The organism is Helicobacter sp. 13S00482-2 (genome assembly GCF_002272795.1).
Lineage (GTDB): Bacteria > Campylobacterota > Campylobacteria > Campylobacterales > Helicobacteraceae > Helicobacter_J.
This window is the reverse complement of sequence record NZ_MLAT01000040.1, coordinates 1-2,117: the sequence shown is the minus strand read 5'-3', so window position 1 is coordinate 2,117 and position 2,117 is coordinate 1. Positions and strand designations below refer to the sequence as shown.

Annotated in this window: 4 protein-coding genes; all 4 read left to right on the top strand. The window is 27.1% G+C overall.

Going from position 1 to position 2,117, the window contains the following annotated elements; translation table 11 throughout:
* Window positions 1–551: hypothetical protein (locus tag BKH42_RS09620; protein WP_180674042.1), on the top strand; the 551-nt coding region annotated here is incomplete at its 5' end.
* A gap of 4 nt (window positions 552–555) precedes the next feature.
* Window positions 556–1,299, top strand: a complete 744-nt coding sequence (locus BKH42_RS09805; RefSeq protein ID WP_219349860.1) for a hypothetical protein — start codon at window positions 556–558, stop codon at window positions 1,297–1,299.
* A complete protein-coding gene (locus BKH42_RS08970; RefSeq protein ID WP_095296258.1) occupies window positions 1,296–1,766 on the top strand; it encodes a hypothetical protein in 471 nt (156 codons plus the stop codon). Before BKH42_RS09805 ends, BKH42_RS08970 begins: the two co-directional genes overlap by 4 nt.
* Window positions 1,763–2,117, top strand: a 355-nt coding sequence (locus BKH42_RS08965; RefSeq protein ID WP_143428612.1) for a hypothetical protein, incomplete at its 3' end; no start/stop codon positions are given. The genes BKH42_RS08970 and BKH42_RS08965, both read left to right, overlap by 4 nt.

Below are 2,117 nucleotides of genomic sequence, written 5' to 3'. Positions count from 1 at the left end.
ACAATGCAAACAATGCAAATGTTCTAAACCAAAACAATCAAAACCATCCTTTATACTCAAAAGACACAGACTCAAACCATCCTTCTTTTAAAGATATTTTAGATTACAATAACCACCAAGCTTCTTTAGTAAAACAAGAAGATAGGGATAATGCGAAGGTGATGAAGAGGCCTTTGAGTATGAAGGGAGGAGAAAAAGCCTATAGGTTTTTCAAAGATAAAAATGTCCTTTACTATCGTACTTCAAAAGTTCAGCATCAACAGATATTCTTTGAAGATGAAGAGGGTGGGAATATAGGCTTTGCAGCTAAATCTGGCATTTCTGGAGATGGTGTATTTATAGTCGAAACTGATCCAAATGTTATCAAGCTTTATCAAGATACTGATGGGATTCATTATGATGATAGGATTATGAGAAGAGCTGTTGATAACGTGAAGGAAATTTTTGAGATGAAAAAATATAATGTGTTGTTTAATAATTGTCAGGATTTCACTCATTCTGTAGTTTCAGAATATTACAGAATATTATATCAAGAACGTAGGTTAAGATAAGATGATGGAAAGTATTATTTCATTTTTAAATGAATTATGTCAATCTCCATTAGATCAGGAACAATTGGGTATTGTAATATTTTTTTATATAACAAATTTTCCACTTTTGTTTTTTGCCTCAGTTTTTTATCAATTATCAGATATAAAAAAATATTCAAAAAATTATATTTATTTTAATGTAAATATTATTCTAATATTAATTATATATGTAGATTTAATTGGATTAAGTTTAATATTTAAGTCTAAAGATATTATTGGAAATATACAATATTCCATAATTATAATTATATTATATTTTATAGTTTTAAATTCATTCATACAATATATATTTACTAATGAATTATTTTATAAATTATTTAATATGATATTATTTTTATTTTCCATTATTTTTATTAGTTATATTTCTATATATATTATTTATATTATTAGCATTATATATTTTATTTTAAGATTATTGATAAAATTTAATTATAAATATTTATTATTAAGTATTATATCAATTATATTATTGATATTAAGGTTCTATCATATCTATTTAATAGATGGAATTTATTATTTATTTATTCAATTTATGCCATCAATATTGTTTGTTTTTGCATTTGGAAAACTTTGTATTTCTTGTTTTAAATCCATCAAAAATAAAATCCATAGGCCAAAAACAAGTTCTACCCCTGCTTTAGATAAAATGCATAGCAAGAAAAAAGTACACGAGGGGAAAGAAATAACAAAGGAAGGTGAAGGTAAATGAAAAGAATGGAAATTTTAGCAGAAAGATTCAAGAATGTTAAGCGAATTATATATTTGAAAGATATAATTGAATCAGAAGGAGCAGGGGATTTTATTGATACAGCAGATTTTTTTAGAGAAAGTTTTGAAGATCAGGTTGAAGACTTTGATGAGTTCTTTGAATACGTGATGTTTGTGATACTAGAGAATGGATTTGAAGTTGGGAATCCTAATAGTAATGAGCAGGTAAATAAATTTCCTGATGGGAGCATCATCGATTATAATTGGGACAATCAAAAAAAGGCTAAGTTCATTGTCTCTAGCTGGAATAGAAGCCTTAAAATGTTTCCTTTTGAGACATTTTCAGATCCAAACTATTTCATTTTGACGTATCATTTAGGCCTTCTATCTCCCTGCAATGCAAAAAAATTGAAATTAAAAGAAATAGTGGTTGAAGAACATGCCGATAAAAAAGATGAGCATCAATGAAAAGAATGGAAGTTTTAGCAGAGAGATTTAAGAATGTTAAGAAAATTATATATTTAAAAGATATGATTGAATCAGAGATGAATCTTACTAAGTCAATACGAGGGGATGATTTTATTGACGTGGTAGATTTTTTTAGAGAAAGTTTCGGAGATCAGGTTGAAGACTTTGATGAGTTCTTTGAATACGTGATGTTTGTGATACTAGAGAATGGATTTGAAGTTGGGAATCCTAATAGTAATGAGCAGGTAAATAAATTTCCTGATGGGAGTATCATTGATTATAATTGGGACAATCAAAAAAAGGCTAAGTTCATTGTCTCTAGCTGGAATAGAAGCCTTAAAATGTTTCCTT